A 15792-nucleotide genomic window follows, 5' to 3' on the forward strand; every position below is an offset into this window, starting at 1 on the left:
GTGTTTTACGTTGCATTTTTCCAGGAGGTGAACATCATGGCAGTTAAAATTCGTCTGAAGCGCATGGGTTCCAAAAAGGCACCTTTCTATCGTGTAGTTGTAGCTGACTCCCGTTCCCCACGTGACGGTCGTTTCATCGAAGAAATCGGTTACTACAACCCAGTAGCTCAACCAGCAGTTGTAAACATCGATACTGAGAAAGCAGTTCAATGGATCTTGAACGGCGCTCAACCTACCGATACAGCTCGTAACCTGCTTTCTACAGTAGGCGTACTCGCGAAAGTAAACGAAGTAAAATTCGGCAAGTAATTCTTCATAACGGAGGTATCTCATGAAAGAGTTGGTCGAAACGATCGCGAAGGCTCTCGTGGATCATCCGGAAGAAGTACGTGTGAACGAAGTGGATAAGGAGCGCGCGCTTGTCTATGAACTGTCCGTTCATCCTAATGATATGGGCAAGATCATCGGCAAGCAAGGGCGCATCGCCAAAGCTCTTCGTTCCGTTGTTACTGCTGCGGCTGTAACAACTGACAAGCGAGTCACGGTTGAAATCGTGTAAAAAAAGAGACTGGGGACTAGCTCCCCGGTCTTTTTCTATTTCCCACAGGTGGAGGGATATGTGTGATTACCATTCATCGCCCGATTCAAGTGAAAATCATCTTGACCGAAACCTCGCGCCGAATCCTCATAGCGGAGTACGAGCGGCAAATCCGCCAATTGGAGCAAGAGCAAGAGCAGTGGCAGTTTCAAGGCAAGAAGCTGCTTGTGGAAGCACAGAAAAAATCACCAGAAATCGCCCGAATCGCTTCTGAACGGATTGCGAAAGAAGAGCGGAACCGGGCCGAAAAGCTGGAGCTGTTGCATTTTCAACTCAGACAAGCAGAGAGTCTGCCGGAGGGAAGCGAAATCCATCACTCCACTGTTCAGAGCCCCGTCCAAATAAAAACAGGCGATGCGTGGGATGAAATCATGTCAGGTACGGAAATTCTGTTAAAAGACGGAGTTGTTTTTGAAATTCGCCAAGGAGGGATCAAGTCGTGAGCGATAAAAAATACTATCGTGTCGGCAAGCTGGTCAATACCCAAGGATTGCGCGGCGAGGTGCGTGTGGTATCTACCACCGACTTTCCAGATGAACGTTTTCAAGTAGGAAATGAACTGCTGCTGTTCCACCCAACCCTGCCACAGCCCCAGACGCTGACCATCGCATCCCGCCGTCAGCACAAGGAATTTGAGCTGTTGACCTTTAAAGGCTATGAGAACATTAATGATATCGAAAAGTACAAAGGCGGCGAGCTGAAGGTATCCGAGGATGAACTCTTAGAGCTGGAGGACGACGAGTTTTACATACACCAACTGATCGGCTGTGAGGTTGTGACAGACGAAGGCGAAGAACTGGGCCGCATCACCGATGTCCTGCAGCCGGGAGCCAACGATGTCTGGGTGGTCAAGGGCAAGCGCGGGGAGATCCTGTTGCCGTTCATCGAGGACTGCATCAAGCATGTGGACGTGAAAAACAAACGGGTAGTTGCCCACATCATGGAAGGGCTGCTGTAAGGAGCGTGACAACATGCGTATAGATGTCCTGACACTGTTTCCTGAGATGTTTTCCGGGGTTTTTGGGACGAGCATCTTGGGCAAGGCAGCGGAAAAAGGGATCGTGGATTTTCACGTGACCAATTTCCGCGAGTATTCCAATAACAAACACGGCACCGTAGACGATACCCCGTATGGCGGCGGTGGAGGCATGGTGCTCAAGGCTGAGCCGATCTTTGGTGCGGTCGAGGCGGTCACAGGCGAAGCGAAGCCTCGTGTCGTGCTGATGTGTCCACAGGGCAAGAGGTATAACCAAAAGCTTGCCGAGGAGTTCGCCCGCGAAGAGCATCTGGTCTTCATCTGCGGCCACTACGAGGGCTATGACGAGCGCATCCGTGAATATCTGGTCACAGATGAGGTGTCGATCGGAGACTATGTCCTGACAGGCGGAGAGCTGGCTGCGATGGTGATCATCGACAGTGTGGTACGATTGCAGCCGGGGGCGCTTGGCAATGAACTGTCGGCGGTGACCGATTCGTTCTCCACAGGGCTTCTGGAGCACCCGCATTATACCCGTCCGGCTGAGTTCCGTGGCTGGAAGGTACCCGACATCCTGATGAGCGGCCATCATGCCAATATCGAGCGCTGGAGGCTCAAGGAGTCGCTTCGCCGAACAATCGAGCGCCGTCCCGACCTGCTCGATCAGATTGAGATGACAAAAGAGATCAAACAGCTCTTGGAGGAACTGCGCCAGGAGAAGGAGCAGGGCGAAGCATAGACAGCAAGGAATTATCTTGAGAAAGATTTAGGAAAAAGTATTGCTATGCCCGTCCATCTGTGCTAATATACTTCTTGTGGCAATTTTGCCCGCTGATCAAGACGGTCCGCTACTCTTGCAACTGTCTGAAGAGACAGCGTCTTAACCCGTAGCAGAGTAAGAACGTCTTTTGGAAGGAGGGAAATTAAGATGAACCAAGTAATTCGTGAATTGGCTAAAGATCAACTGAAACAAGATCTTCCAGCGTTCCGTCCTGGTGATACTGTACGTGTACACGTTAAAGTTATCGAGGGTCAGCGTGAGCGTATTCAGATTTTTGAAGGCGTTGTTATCAAACGTCGTGGTACTGGTATCAGCGAAACCTTTACTGCTCGTAAGGTATCTTACGGCGTAGGCGTTGAGCGTACATTCCCGGTGCACACACCAAAAATCGACAAAATCGAAATCGTACGTTTCGGTAAAGTCCGTCGTGCGAAACTGTACTACCTGCGCGATCGCGTTGGTAAAGCAGCTCGTATCAAGGAAATCCGTCGTCGATAAGACCGATACAAGCAAACAAAGGAGGACTGGTGGTTTCCAGCCCTCCTTTTTTCAATACCCTGTACATGGATTTGTGCAGGTTTACGTAAGCTAAAGGAGCAGGAGGAAGGTTTATGAGTGAGAATGTAACCTCCACCCCCAAAAAGAAAAGCGAAACTTGGGAGTGGGTGCAAGCCCTTGCCATTGCAATTGCTTTAGCCCTCGCTATTCGCACGTTCCTGTTTGCACCGTTTATCGTTGAGGGCGAATCCATGGAGTACACCTTACATAACACCGAAAAACTGGTTGTCAATAAGGCGATCTATTACATGAAAGATCCGCAGCCAGGGGATATTATCGTGTTCCATGCCGAAGAGACCCGCGATTACATCAAGCGTGTCATCGCTGTGGCCGGTGATTCCGTGGAGATCAAGGATGACAAGGTCTACGTGAATGACAAAGTGGTCGAGGAACCGTTCCTCGCCCAAAAACGCAAAGAATCCGAGGAAGCAGGCTACCCTAGATACCTCGAAGATTATCCGAAGACCACTATTCCGGAAGGTCATATCTTTGTTATGGGGGATAACCGCCAAAACAGCCGCGACAGCCGTGCGATCGGACCTGTTCCCGTCGAAAAGGTAGTAGGCCGTTCTGAGTTCGTGTTCTGGCCACTCAAAGATATTCGGATGATCGACTAACGTTTTGACAACAAAAGTAGGTGAAACAGCATGACCATTCAATGGTTTCCCGGACATATGGCGAAAGCCCGCCGGCAGATCACGGAAAAGCTGAAACAGATCGACGTGGTGATCGAGCTGTTGGACTCACGTTTACCGCTGTCCAGCCGTAACCCGATGATCGATGAGATCGTCGGCGACAAACCGCGTATGATTTTGCTCAACAAGGCAGATTTGGCAGACACAAGCGTAACCGATCAGTGGGTGAACTACTTCCGCAACCAGGGAGTCCGTACCCTGCCAATCGATGCGCTGAGCGGTCAAGGAGTCAACAAGCTGCCGCAGATGTGCCAGGAGCTGGCCGCTGATATGCTCAACAAACGGGCAGAAAAAGGGATGCAGGCAAGAGCAATACGCATCATGATTCTCGGTATCCCGAACGTCGGTAAATCCTCACTGATCAATCGTCTCGCTAAGCGCTCAGTAGCGGCAACTGGTGACCGTCCAGCTGTCACCAAGGCACAGCAGTGGGTGAAGCTTGGCAATACCTTGGAGATGCTCGATACTCCGGGTGTTCTCTGGCCGAAGTTTGAAGATCCAATGGTAGGTCTTCGCCTCGCTGCGAGCGGTGCGATCAAGGATGAGCTGATCGACTTCTCTGAGGTGGCCGTATATGCTATCGCTTATATGATGCACTATTATCCAGAGAATCTCAAGGATCGTTTCAAACTGAGCGAACTTCCTGAGGATCGTTTCAGCATGCTGGAGGAGATCGGGAAAAAACGCGGTTGCCGCGCCTCTGGCGGTTCTGTCGACTATGACAAAGCGGCTGAGATTTTCCTGCGCGAACTTCGCTCCGGCAAGCTCGGCAATGTTACCTTGGAACGCCCGCTTGATCTGGAGCTGGAGGAGCCGATTGGCCGGCCAATCTCCACGCTGGATGTGTAAAACCAGATAGCTGATCAGATGATCGATTGAGATCGTAATCGGATCGTGATTGTGATCGTGAAGCTCCCGAATGAGGGGGCTTTTTTTGTTGGCTGGACGGAGCTTGGGAGATATTCCCGACGGCATTCGCAAATTTTTTTGAAGGTTTCGCTGTCTTCAGCTAGAATCAAATAAGAAACATGCGTACATAGGAGAGAAACCAATAAATGGACCTGACAAATTTGTCGATAACACAAATAAAAGCACAACTGGCAGACCTCGACGATGTTTCTCAAGAGATCATCGATGCACTTGCCGCTGACACGCGCAAAGGAGTGCAGGAGCTCGCCAAGCAATATACCCAGCGTGCTGCACACAAAGCAGAGCTGGCAGCCAAATGGGCCATGATGAATCAGCATGAGAGCGCTCTTCGCCAGTCGGGCAGACAAGTGATTTTTGGTATAGATGAAGTAGGCAGAGGACCGCTGGCAGGGCCTGTCGTCGCGTGTGCGGTGGCATTGCCGGAAGATTTTTATTTGCCAGGGTTGAATGACTCCAAAAAGGTATCATTGGCGATGCGCGAGGCTTTTTACGACGTGATCATGCGTGACGCGCTTGCGGTAGGGATCGGGATGGTGTCAGCAGAGCGGATTGATCAGATCAACATCCGTCAAGCGACACATGAGGCGATGAAATTAGCTGTGAAGGACGCTGGGATCGAACCTGATTTTTGTCTGATCGATGCGGAGACGCTGACTGATTTTTCCTATCAACAGCTGGCGATTGTCAAAGGGGACGAACGGAGCGTCTCCATCGCCGCGGCTTCCATCGTCGCGAAGGTCACGAGAGACCGTCTGATGACGGGATTGTCATCTCTGTACCCTGCTTACCAGTTTGATAAAAACGCAGGCTATGGCACCCCTGAGCATCTGGAAGCCCTGCGTCTGTATGGAGTGACACCGTTGCACCGGAAGACGTTTGGCGGGGTAAAGGAATTGTTGGCGTAGGAGTTGGTTTGTTCCTTTCCGCGTCTGCACGCAGTGGATTGCTGCTGAATTGAACAGGGAATCGGCCTGTTTTTTCGGTATTGTGATAGAAAAGCTGGATAAGAAAGGGGGATGAAGGATGTTTCAAGCCGGACAGATGCTGTCTTCGATAATGAATCGGGCCGCCACGATGCCACAACGGCAGATGGAATTGACCCAGGGGCAAGTGGTAAAAGGAACAGTGCTCAAGGTATTTCCCGATAATATGGCGCTGGTACAGGTCAATGGCATGCAGATGAACGCCAAGATGGAAGTCGGCATGGAAGTAGGCCAGCGCGCATGGATGCAGGTGCAGAGTACATCCAGTCCTGTGACGATGAAGGTGCTGACTTCCCCGGAAAACCCGCAGGAGGCCCAGGATGCTTCGATCGAAGGGCTGATGCGCTCACTCGGACTTCCTGAGACAAAAGAGGGCAAGGTGATTGTACAGACACTGTTGAATCGGAATCTGCCCGTGAGCAAAGAGGCGATTCAGTCTTTTGTCTCGATTGCCAAAAGCGAAGGATTATCCCGCGAGCTGGTGGATGCGTTCATCACGGCGTATAACCGCAATCTACCACTTACGAAAGAAGTAGTGACATCGCTGAAATCATTTTTGTCCGGGAATACGATGACGGATCACATCACCTCGTTTGTGAAGCTGGCAGATGCGTTTTTGGCACGGGAAGCAAAAGCGGCAGGGAATCAAGCTTCTGCTGGGAACGCAGGGGCAGCTGCTAAGACGCTTGGAGAGACGGTGGCATTGCTCAAGGAGAAGCTGCTCGGTCTGCCGTTACAGTTGGACGGAGATGGGCTGATGCAGACGGGGAGCGGTGTGAGAGGAACGCAAGGCAACGGGGGCGGTATAGGTGCTAACCATGCATCTGCAACGGGATTGAACCCTAATCTGGCTGGTTCTTCTACTGGTGCAACTACAAGCGGGGTCGGAACTGGAATCGGAGCCAATGGGCAAGGTATTGGTGGTGCTTTTGGCTCTGTGGGACAAAATACGGCAACGATGGGTAATACGGGTCTGAGCGGGAATCAAGGGTCTGTTGTAGGGCAAGGAGCGACGGGAAATGCAGCGCAATCGGCTTCTTTGAATGCGACAGGTACAACGGCAGGCAGTAATGGAGCAAGTGTAGGCCCAGGGGTTAATCCAGCTAATGTAGGAGCGAATGCAGGTATTGCCACTGGTGTGAATGCTCTTACTGGCGATGGCACAGCGGGTTCTGTTCAAACGAATGGCAATGCGAATGCTGGAAATCCAGCGGGTAGTCCAACAACAGGTGCGGGTAATCTGTCAGGTTCGGCGTCCACTGGCAATACAGCCACCCCATCAAATGCTTCTGGAGCTGCTAACCCTGCCTCTTTAACAGGTCAGGCATCTTCCACAAACATGGCGGGGACTCAGGCGAACTCAGCAAGTGCAGGTACAACTCAGTCTGTCACTGGCTCCAGCGCAGGTACCCCTAATGCCACCACGGCAGGAGCCACATCCAACATGATTGCTGGACAAAATGCAGGTAATGTAAGTCCGTTGAACTCACCATCACCCCAGTCTATCCAGAATGCAGTCTCAACCACCCAGCCTGACCCTGCCACAGCCAACCCTAACCAAGCCGGCAACGACCATTCCCAGCCGGTCAAAGAGGTTCTGAGACAGCTTGGGATCATGCATGAACGCCAGCTATCAACAGGTATGCAGGCTGCAGGAGATCAACAGGCGGATACACAGCTGCAGTCGATCAAATCTTTGCTTTTGTCAATCACGCAGTCAACAGACAGCAATACGCCACAGGGCCTGCGGAATGCGGCAGATGCCCTTTTACAGCAAGTGACAGGACAACAGCTCATGCTGACACAGCCTGCCAATCAGGCGTTGACACAGATCATCATGCAGGTTCCACTGCGCACTGATCAGGGAGAAGACACAGCGTTTATTCAGATTGAATCGAAAAAACGGGAAGGCGGACAGCTTGATCCGGAAAATTGCCGTCTGTTCTTCAACCTTGACCTAAAGCAGCTCGGCATCACGATGGTCGATGTAAATATCGTGAACAAGATCATCAACGTCAGTATTTTCAATGACCAGCCTTGGATCGGTAATATGATGACAGGGATGCGTGATATGTTCAGTGAGCAGCTAAGAGATGTGGGCTATCAGCTATCCAATCTGCGTGTCCAGCCGATCCCTGAAGAGAAGGCTGCACCTGCCCAAACCCTGCAAAAAGGCACGATGACCGCACCCTACAAGGGAGTGGATATCCGTCTATGAGTCGTTCAGCCGATCAGCCGCAGTCATCTAAGCAAGGGCAACCGCCTCAAAAGGGCCAGTCATCCCAGCAATCTTCAAATGCCCAACCGAACCAGTCATCGCAACCCGCCCAAAAACCTAAGTCAGCCGTTGCTCTTCGCTACCAATCCGGGCGTGCCGATGCCCCAATCGTCACCGCAAAAGGGAAGGGTGTAGTCGCAGAGAACATCCTGCAAAAAGCAAAAGAAAACAACGTGCCGATCCAAGAAGATCCTTCCTTGGTCGAGGTGTTGAGCAAGCTGGATCTCGACCAGCAGATCCCTCCTGAGCTGTACCAAGTCGTCGCAGAAATCTTAGCGTTTGTCTACCGCCTTGACAAAAAGGGATTCCCACGATGACGTACAGCCGGATCGCGCTCGGGCAGCAGGGGGAAGAGCTTGCGGCTGCATTTATCACGGATTTGGGATATCGGATCGTCGGGCGAAATGTACGGTTTCGTGAGGGAGAGCTGGATCTCGTAGCGCTTGACGGTCAGACGCTGGTGTTTATTGAGGTACGCACCCGCTCCTCGACCCAATTCGGTACACCATTGGAGTCGATTACCCGACGCAAGCAGCAAAAGCTACGCCAGCTCGCCCTGCTTTTTCTCGCGGAGCACGACGGGGGAGCCTATTTGTTTCGGTTTGACGTGATATCTGTTCAATATAAAGGGGAGTATACGTCGCCTGAGATTATCCACCTGCTGTATGCCTTTTGACCAGCTGGTATCTACGTATGGTATCTACGGAAGCGGCAGACATTTTTAGGCGTGTGAAATAGGGATACGTCTAAAGCATGGCGTACCGAAAAAGCGTAGGATATATTGTACTCGACGCGATGAAACTCCTCCACAACTTACTTTTCAAGACCTTTCGAAAAGGAAGGTCTATCTTTTTTTGTCCCTGTTCGACGACATCTTAATGAGACCAGAGACCAGAAGCTTTGTTGTTTAAAACGAAAACATATGTAGAGGGGGTGGATGTGTTGCTGAAAGAAGCACAGCAAATCCTGCAAAAATATTATGGATACCCCTCCTTTCGGGAAGGGCAGAAACATATCATTACGAGCATTCTGCAAGGCAACGATACATTGGGGATCATGCCGACAGGCGGAGGTAAATCGATCTGTTATCAGGTTCCGGCCCTGCTGATGCCGGGTACGTCGCTTGTGGTATCTCCGTTGATTTCCCTGATGAAAGATCAGGTGGACACACTTGAAAGCTTGGGCATTCCGGCGGCATACATCAACAGTTCATTGGATTACAGCGAAGTCCGGGAGCGGGTCGCCAAAGCCAAGCGCGGCGAATACAAATTTCTCTACATCGCCCCAGAGCGTCTGGAGTCTGAGTCATTCCGCGAACTGATCCAATCGCTTTCGATCAATCTGGTGGCGGTCGATGAGGCGCACTGTATCTCCTCTTGGGGCCATGATTTCCGTCCAAGCTATCTGCATATTGCTCCCTTTATTGAGCAATTGCCGACCAGACCGATTGTGACAGCTTTTACAGCAACTGCGACAGAAGAGGTAAAGGAAGACATCCGCAACCTGCTCCAGTTAAAGAGCGATAATGTCTATGTCACCGGTTTTAACCGCGAAAATCTGACTTTTTCCATTATCCGTGGGGAGAATAAGCGCAATTTTATCCTCCAGTTCCTTGCTGAAAACAGCGATCAGGCCGGTGTGATCTATGCCGCCACGCGAAAAGAAGTGGACAACCTCTATGAATTTTTGCACAAACGGGGCTATTCCGTCGGACGCTATCATGCGGGTCTGAGTGAAGCGGAGCGGACAAGCAATCAAGAGAAGTTTCTCTACGATGACATCCGGATTATGGTGGCAAGCAACGCTTTCGGTATGGGGATTGACAAGTCCAATGTCCGCTTCGTAATCCACTACAACATGCCGAAAAATATGGAAGCTTATTACCAAGAAGCAGGCCGTGCCGGGCGTGACGGCGAACCGGGTGAATGCATCCTGCTGTTCAGCCCAGCTGATATCCATACACAGAAATTTTTAATTGAGCAATCCTTATTTAATCCAGAGCGAAAAGCTAACGAATATAAAAAACTGCAAACCATGATCGACTATTGTCACACACCCAGATGCCTGCGCGTCCACATTTTGCGCTATTTTGGCGAGCAGGAAGCAGAGGATTGCGGTAATTGCAGCACCTGCAACGATGACAGTGAACTGACAGACATCACGGTGGAGGCGCAGAAGATTTTTTCCTGCATTCGCCGTATGAAGGAGCGATTTGGTCTTTCGCTTGTATCGAGCGTGCTCAAAGGCTCCCGCAACAAAAAAGTACTCGATCTTCGTCTGAACGAGCTTCCTACCTATGGCTTGCTCAAAGAGTATACTGAAAAAGAAATTGCAGACCGCATCAACGTCCTGATTGCCGAAGGCTACATCCATATGACCGAGGGACAATATCCGATCCTCAAGCTGGCCCCAACCGCACTTCCTGTCCTGATGGGCGAGGAGAAGGTCTGGCAAAAAGTACGGAAGAAAAAGCAGAAAGTGGTCGTCGTCGACAATTCCCTGTTCGAGCAGCTCCGTCTGGTGCGTAAGCAAATTTCGGAGAGACTCAAAGTACCGCCGTATATCATTTTCAATGACAGTACACTGCGTGAAATGGCCCAACATTGTCCGACCAGCTTTGCTGCTATGCTCGAGGTCAAGGGTGTGGGGGAAGCGAAGCTGAAAAACTATGGGGATGAGTTTTTAGCTGTGCTGCGTACCTACGCTTTGGAGCATGGGCTGACGGTGGAAAAAGGTGAGGGGAATGCGGAGGGAGTTAGGGGAGCTGAGGCAGGAGCAGCGAATAAAGCTGGATTTGCAAGCAGAGAGGAATACCATGCAGGTGAGTATTCAGCACGGGGGTATACATCAGCCGGGAACGATGCGGCTGAGTATGAAGCACAAGGGTATGAACCAGCTGGGTACGATGCGGCTGAGTATGAAGCACAAGGATATGAACCAGCTGGGAACGATGCGGCTGAGTATAAAGCACAAGGGTATGAACCAGCCGGGTACGGAGTAGATGAGTATCAGCCACCGAGTTATGAACCATCAGCATACGAGGCGGGAGAGTATCAATCACTGGGATACGTACCACCGTCCTCCCAGTCTGCACCTCACCAACCTGTACACCATCCTTCTGAACCATCCAAGCATCATTTCGAACCAGACCTCGCACCTGCAACATCTGCAAGCCAACCAACCTCTCTAGACTCAGAACAGCCCAGTCACGAGCAGAGCTTTTATCTGTTTCAACAGGGAAAAACGGTGCGCGAAGTAGCGAAGGAACGTAACTTAAAGCCAGTTACCATCGAAAACCATATTATCCGCTGTTTGAGTGAAGGTCATACGATTGAGTGGCATCGGGTTATTCCACCAGAATTTGAGGCTGTGATTATGGCCAAGATTCAAGAAATCGGGGCAGAGAAGCTCAAGCCTTTGAAGGACGAGCTTCCAGAAGGTGTTGACTATTTGGCGATTAAAGCTGCGATATTAAAATATCAAGAAGAGCATTTGCTTTCCAAGTAACGATGTTCTCTTTACCATTGCATGAGAGACCGCAAAAAAGACCAGCTTATTCGCTGGTCTTTTCTTCTTCTACTTTCTTTACTTCCTTGTACCCGTCCACAATCAAATCCAGTTTTCCTGTATCAGGGTCAATGACAAGACCATGCACTGGAATACCTGGAGGTAGCAGAGGATGATTACTGATCGTTTCACAGCCTGCACGCACGGAGTCAACGACACAATCAAAACCATGGAGCCACTGTTCCAGCTTGAGACCACTGTTCAGCAGAGTTTGCATGGTTTCTTCGCGGATTCCGCGTTCACGCATCTTAGCCATGGTAGCAGTAGGGTTGATACTCCCCATCCCGCAGCCGTGATGGCCGATCAGGATGACCTCTTCGGCATTTAACTCATACACCGCGACAATAATACTGCGCATGATACTGCCAAAAGGGTGGGCGATAACAGCGCCTGCATTTTTGATGATCTTCGCATCACCATTTCGGAGATTAAGTGCTCGTGGAAGCAGCTCAGTAAGACGAGTGTCCATACAGGAGACGATCACCATTTTTTTGTCTGGAAACTTGGTGGTGCTGTATTTTTCGTACTCTTTTGTTTCTACAAATTCGTGATTATATGACAGAATCTCGCTCAGTATAGTCATAGATCCCCCTCCTAAAATTATATTATCATATTTAGACATGATTTTTGTTAATAAAGTGCATTTATTTACAGATTTTAGATTGATTCTACGTAATTTTCCTCTAGGGATGGAGGAACACGTAATTTGGTGGCTTGTTCATAAGCATAAGCAAGCGAAATCAAAAGGGGCTCGGTATAGGCTTTTCCTGTGAATGTGATACCAAACGGGCCACCAGTAGTGTAGCCTGCTGGAACGATAACAGATGGATAGCCCGCTTTAGCCGGATAAGGAGAGCCAAAGTCATTTGGGAACAGCAAAGCGTCCACCTGATTCTCATCGAATAGATCGTCTAGACCATTGATTTGGATCGAGAGGATATCATTCGTACGGGCATTGATGTAAGTCGGCTCTGTCAAGGTGCCGCTGATTTCCTGTGATTTGATCAAAACGTCTTGACCGTATTTCAGTGCGACATCTGCATGGGCTTCATTAAAGGCGATAATGTCTGCAAGTGTACGAACTGGCGCACCCGCACCAAGGCGGCTCAGATATGCGTTAAGATCGGATTTGAATTCATAGTACAGCACTTCGGATTGCCATTCGTCGAATGACAAGTGGTTGTAGACAGGCTCTACAATGGCACCCAATTCCCGAAGGACAGCGATTGCTTGATTGAACAAGGCAGTCTGCTCTTCGCTTACCTCAGACCATAAGCCTTGGGTGACATACCCGATCCGTTTGCCTTTGATACCTTCTGCATTGAGGAATGGGGTGTAATCTTTGTGAAAACGGCCTACGCTGGTCAACGTAGCGGGGTCGCGTTCGTCGACACCCGTCAAGGCTCCAAGCAGAATGGCGGCGTCTGTAACGGTACGGCTCATCGGACCTGCGGTGTCCTGGCTGTGGGAAATCGGGATGATCCCGTGACGGCTGATCAGACCGACTGTCGGTTTAATGCCGACGATTGAGTTCTGACGGGAAGGATTGAGGATGGAGCCGCTCGTTTCTGTACCGACTGCCACGACAGTGAGATTGGCCGCTACGGAAGCACCGGAGCCAGAGCTGGACCCGCCTACATCAAAGCTTGGATCGTATGGGTTTTTCACCTGTCCGCCGCGTGAGCTGTAGCCGCTTTTCATGTTAGAAGACATAAAATTAGCGAATTCGGTCAAATTAGTTTTTCCTAAAATGACCGCACCGACTTCACGAAGGGCGGCTGCTACATAAGAATCTTCCGGTGCATAGGAATCAGCAAGGGCAATAGAACCTGCACTGGTGTGCATCTTATCAAATGTGTCAATATTGTCCTTAATTAAAACAGGGATACCATGTAGAGGGCCACGGGGACCTTTGACTTGGCGCTCCACGTCCATCGCTTCGGCAATATGCAGGGCGTCAGGGTTGATCTCCAGCACGGAATTGATGCAAGGGCCTTGTTTATCATAGAGTGCAATTCGGTTGATGTACATGAGAGTCAGTTCGCGTGAAGTCAGTTTGCCGGCTTCCATCGCTGCCTGCAACTCGAGAATGGTGGCTTCTTCTTGCCACTCTTGAAGCTTAGTTAGAATCTGATTCTGCAATTAAGTGCCCCCCAATTCATTCACACAAATGTGAACTCTGATAATTGTCTTATAAATAGAGTACGATTTCTTAGAGGTGTCTACAAGTATTTTTGTGTTGGGAAGTTTATTTGCGTTTTGATTTGTCATTCGATAGAATCAATAACAAACAAAAGTTCGTATTTTTGGGAGGATCAGCCATGTGTGGACGTTTTACGCTTGTTACTGAGCCTGACAAATTAATGGAGCGCTTCATGCTGGAACAGATCGGCTTTGAGCTGCGTCCCCGTTATAATATTGCGCCCGGTCAATTGGTTTTGGCCATCATCGGGAATCAGGGAGAGCGCCGTATCGGACAACTCAAGTGGGGACTCGTTCCTTTTTGGGCCAAGGATGAGAAGATCGGCTACAAAATGATCAATGCCAAATCAGAAACCATCCGTGAAAAACCAGCGTTTAAGCGTCTGTTTACACGTAAACGATGCATCATCCCCGCTGACGGTTTTTACGAATGGAAACAAACAGGGGATGGTAAGCAGCCGATGCGGATTATGCTTACGGACGGCGGCTTGTTTTCGATGGCGGCCTTATACGATACATGGGAGAATCCTGACGGTCAGCAATTGCATACCTGTACAGTGATCACCACCAAGCCTAACGATATCGTCGCGGATATTCATGACCGGATGCCTGTGATCTTACGCCCTGAAGATGAAGCGATCTGGCTTGACCGCGAGAATGCTGATGAAGATTTACTGCAATCGTTGCTCGTGCCATACGAATCTAGTAAGATGAAGGCATACCCAGTTTCCACCATGGTTGGCAATGTACGCAATGACGTGCCGGAATGCATCTTGGAATGGAGCGGCACATAAATATTACCTGCTCTTTTGGTTTGATCCCAGGTGATTCAGGGAAAAGTTTTACTGGAACAAATTAGGGGAGGAACTAAGCGATGAAGCTGTCCAATATCTTATCCGCTGTCTTACTAACGGCGTGTCTTGCTTCCGCTTCGCCTGTATGGGCAGCCGCCGAAGGCCCATCTGCCGGCGATGTGCATACATCATCCGGTCAGTGGACACCAGCTATGAATCAAACCTTTCATGATGTTCAGGCAGCTATTCCACAATTAAAAAATTATCAGGTGACAGATCTCTATAGAGGGAAGAGCAATGCCCGAATCACTCTTACCGAAAAAGAGACCAGCAAAAAAGCTGAAATCATCCTGAATCACCAAAGCGGAAAGCTCTATCACATTACGTTTGTGGATAGAGAGACCGTCAGTCAAACCATCAGCCGCAACAGTGCGACCCAGATTGCTTCGGCACACCTGAATAAACTGCAAAACGAGCTAGGCATCAAAGCGGAAGCGTATCAAATCGGCTATATCCAAGGTCTAGACGAAAACAACCAGCTGGCAAAAGGTGACCTGGCTGTCAACTGGACCATTTTTATGGACCCTGTCAAGCCGGAAGCAGGCGAGCGGATCTGGCTTTCTGTCAATGGCGAGGGTGAGGTATATGATCTGGCTCAGAACGGTGGGTTTCTGATTGATCAATACGAGTTAAGTGAGTTGGATCAGCCAGCACGGAACGGTCTGGAGAATGTCTATACCGTTGTTCCCGAACTCAAATCGTATCAGATTGTTCAGATTACCCAAGGACCCAATGTTTTTGATGCGATCACTTGGAATATCAACGCAGAAAAACAACCGGGGGAGATTGATCCATCGGCCCAGATCGAATTGGATGTCAAGACCGGTGACCTGCTCCGTCTCGAATTAATCCGTCCTGCTGCTTCTACGAAACAACCACTTTCCAAAGAAGCGGCAAGAGCCAAGGCGACTGCTTATTTGCAACAGATTCTTGCAAAAGAAGCAGACAGCTATCGGGTATCGGAGATCATCAACTGGACTGCGTTTGGTGAATCAGACTCCGATCAGCGTGCCATGAGCACCATCATCTTCGTCCCTGCGAAAAAAGATAGACCTAACCTTGCGACCAACATCTCTATCTTCATCGATGGATTGGGTCAGCTCCACCAGTACAATAAAGTCGTCGGTAAGCTCGTCGGCCAACAAAAATAAATAGGAATTCTGCTAGGGGTGCCAGTTCGGCTGAGATGAAACGACCCAGTTTCAAACCCTTCGTACCTGTGAAGTGCACCCCTTAAAGTAGACATTGGAAAAACCCCCTGGTTTAACCGATGAACTTTAGGGGGTGCATTTTTTATGGCAGTAAAAGGACAGAAGTTTCAAAGCTATCCAGAATCGATTAAACGTGAAGCCATACGGCTGCATGTTGAT

General features: G+C 49.9%; 16 protein-coding genes and 2 pseudogenes. 16 read left to right on the forward strand and 2 right to left on the reverse strand.

Annotated features, from left to right (window positions below):
* Window positions 1–36 precede the first annotated feature (36 nt).
* The 14 genes and pseudogenes from rpsP (at window position 37) to FGI41_RS25790 (ending at window position 11306) form a co-directional block, all read left to right on the forward strand.
* Window positions 37–309, forward strand: a complete 273-nt coding sequence (gene rpsP / locus FGI41_RS24380) for a 30S ribosomal protein S16 (protein ID WP_139492889.1) — start codon at window positions 37–39, stop codon at window positions 307–309.
* Between the two features lie 22 nt (window positions 310–331).
* Complete coding sequence (locus FGI41_RS24385; protein WP_139492890.1) at window positions 332–559, forward strand: KH domain-containing protein; 228 nt, start codon at window positions 332–334, stop codon at window positions 557–559.
* 62 nt (window positions 560–621) lie between these two features.
* Window positions 622–1041: a YlqD family protein gene (locus tag FGI41_RS24390; RefSeq protein WP_139492891.1), complete on the forward strand. Its 420-nt coding sequence runs from the start codon at window positions 622–624 to the stop codon at window positions 1039–1041.
* Window positions 1038–1556: a ribosome maturation factor RimM gene (gene rimM, locus FGI41_RS24395; RefSeq protein ID WP_139492892.1), complete on the forward strand. Its 519-nt coding sequence runs from the start codon at window positions 1038–1040 to the stop codon at window positions 1554–1556. The genes FGI41_RS24390 and rimM overlap by 4 nt, the downstream gene beginning before the upstream one ends.
* A gap of 13 nt (window positions 1557–1569) precedes the next feature.
* Window positions 1570–2313 (forward strand): tRNA (guanosine(37)-N1)-methyltransferase TrmD, encoded by a 744-nt coding sequence (gene trmD / locus FGI41_RS24400; RefSeq protein WP_139492893.1) that lies wholly within the window; start codon window positions 1570–1572, stop codon window positions 2311–2313.
* Window positions 2314–2502: 189 nt separating this feature from the next.
* A complete protein-coding gene (rplS, locus tag FGI41_RS24405) occupies window positions 2503–2853 on the forward strand; it encodes a 50S ribosomal protein L19 (RefSeq protein ID WP_139492894.1) in 351 nt (116 codons plus the stop codon).
* A 113-nt stretch (window positions 2854–2966) separates the two neighbouring features.
* Window positions 2967–3530: a signal peptidase I gene (gene lepB, locus FGI41_RS24410; RefSeq protein WP_139492895.1), complete on the forward strand. Its 564-nt coding sequence runs from the start codon at window positions 2967–2969 to the stop codon at window positions 3528–3530.
* 30 nt (window positions 3531–3560) lie between these two features.
* Entirely contained in the window at window positions 3561–4457 is an 897-nt protein-coding gene (gene ylqF, locus FGI41_RS24415) for a ribosome biogenesis GTPase YlqF (protein ID WP_139492896.1), read from the forward strand.
* Window positions 4458–4663: 206 nt separating this feature from the next.
* Complete coding sequence (gene rnhB, locus FGI41_RS24420; RefSeq protein WP_139492897.1) at window positions 4664–5443, forward strand: ribonuclease HII; 780 nt, start codon at window positions 4664–4666, stop codon at window positions 5441–5443.
* A 118-nt stretch (window positions 5444–5561) separates the two neighbouring features.
* Complete coding sequence (locus FGI41_RS24425) at window positions 5562–7739, forward strand: TP0910 N-terminal domain-containing protein (protein WP_139492898.1); 2178 nt, start codon at window positions 5562–5564, stop codon at window positions 7737–7739.
* Between the two features lie 110 nt (window positions 7740–7849).
* Window positions 7850–8116, forward strand: a pseudogene (locus FGI41_RS24430) (EscU/YscU/HrcU family type III secretion system export apparatus switch protein); the annotation flags it as partial.
* Entirely contained in the window at window positions 8113–8475 is a 363-nt protein-coding gene (locus tag FGI41_RS24435) for a YraN family protein (protein ID WP_139492900.1), read from the forward strand. The pseudogene FGI41_RS24430 and the gene FGI41_RS24435, both read left to right, overlap by 4 nt.
* Before the next feature lie 266 nt (window positions 8476–8741).
* A pseudogene (gene recQ / locus FGI41_RS24440) lies at window positions 8742–10505 on the forward strand (DNA helicase RecQ); the annotation flags it as partial.
* Between the two features lie 18 nt (window positions 10506–10523).
* Window positions 10524–11306: a helix-turn-helix domain-containing protein gene (locus FGI41_RS25790; protein WP_255298622.1), complete on the forward strand. Its 783-nt coding sequence runs from the start codon at window positions 10524–10526 to the stop codon at window positions 11304–11306.
* Window positions 11307–11352: 46 nt separating this feature from the next.
* Here the strand turns inward: FGI41_RS25790 and FGI41_RS24445 are convergent, their stop codons facing one another.
* Window positions 11353–11949, reverse strand: coding sequence for a beta-class carbonic anhydrase (locus FGI41_RS24445; RefSeq protein WP_139492902.1), 597 nt, complete (start codon window positions 11947–11949; stop codon window positions 11353–11355).
* A gap of 74 nt (window positions 11950–12023) precedes the next feature.
* Window positions 12024–13508, reverse strand: coding sequence for an amidase family protein (locus FGI41_RS24450; RefSeq protein ID WP_139492903.1), 1485 nt, complete (start codon window positions 13506–13508; stop codon window positions 12024–12026).
* A gap of 179 nt (window positions 13509–13687) precedes the next feature.
* Between FGI41_RS24450 and FGI41_RS24455 the strand changes: the two genes are divergently transcribed.
* Both FGI41_RS24455 and FGI41_RS24460 read left to right on the forward strand, forming a co-directional pair.
* Window positions 13688–14362 carry an SOS response-associated peptidase gene (locus FGI41_RS24455; protein ID WP_139492904.1) on the forward strand — a complete coding sequence of 225 codons (675 nt, stop codon included), beginning with the start codon at window positions 13688–13690 and terminating at the stop codon, window positions 14360–14362.
* An 80-nt stretch (window positions 14363–14442) separates the two neighbouring features.
* On the forward strand, window positions 14443–15573 hold the full coding sequence (locus FGI41_RS24460) for a hypothetical protein (RefSeq protein WP_139492905.1): 1131 nt from the start codon (window positions 14443–14445) through the stop codon (window positions 15571–15573).
* Window positions 15574–15792 lie beyond the last annotated feature (219 nt).

Source organism: Brevibacillus dissolubilis (assembly GCF_006170445.1).
In the GTDB taxonomy this organism is placed as follows: Bacteria; Bacillota; Bacilli; order Brevibacillales; family Brevibacillaceae; genus Brevibacillus_B; species Brevibacillus_B dissolubilis.